We start from the raw sequence: 691 nt of genomic DNA on the forward strand, positions 1-691 counted from the left end.
GAGAAGTAAAGCGCAGTCATGATCGATACCATCGACGCCGACGAGGCCTGATGACCGCCGACTTTGATCCCGTCCACCTTGGGCCGCACGTGATTGGCGTGATGAATCATCCAATGCGACAACCACAGCAGGCGCTGTTCAATGGTTTTCAGATGGGTCAGATCAGGACGCATGGCGCTATTCCTTATTCGGCTGCATGGCGTTCCGGCATCGGCAGGGCTTGCTCCAGATCGGCAAGAATGTCCTCGACCTCTTCCAACCCCACGGACAAGCGGATCAAACCGTCGCTGATATCATGTTCGGCGCGTTCTTCGGGCGTGTAAGTAGAGTGGGTCATCGAAGCAGGATGCTGGATCAATGTCTCAGCATCGCCCAACGACACCGCTCGCTGGATCATCTTCAGCCTGTTCATAAAGGCAATACCCCCAGACATACCGTCATCGATTTCAAACGCGATCATTGCGCCGGGTTGATCCATTTGCTGCTCTGCCAGCTTCTGCTGGGGGGAGTTTTCCAACCCCGGGAAATACACGGCCTTTACTGCAGAGTGCCCTTCCAGGAATTCGGCAACGACACGGGCTGAGGCGCAGTGGCGATCCATACGCAGCGCCAGCGTTTTTAGCCCGCGCAAGATCAACATCGCGTTGAACGGAGCCATCACCGCGCCGGTCATATCTTTCATACCCACCAA

1 protein-coding gene is annotated in these 691 nt (G+C 56.0%); it reads right to left on the minus strand.

Features of this window, described 5'->3' with window-relative positions; translation table 11 throughout:
* Nucleotides 1-184 precede the first annotated feature (184 nt).
* On the minus strand, nt 185-691 hold a 507-nt coding region (locus tag BFV97_RS17030; protein WP_172827931.1), incomplete at its 5' end, for a PLP-dependent transferase.

The organism is Neptunicoccus sediminis (genome assembly GCF_001719615.1).
GTDB classification, from domain to species: domain Bacteria; phylum Pseudomonadota; class Alphaproteobacteria; order Rhodobacterales; family Rhodobacteraceae; genus Amylibacter; species Amylibacter sediminis.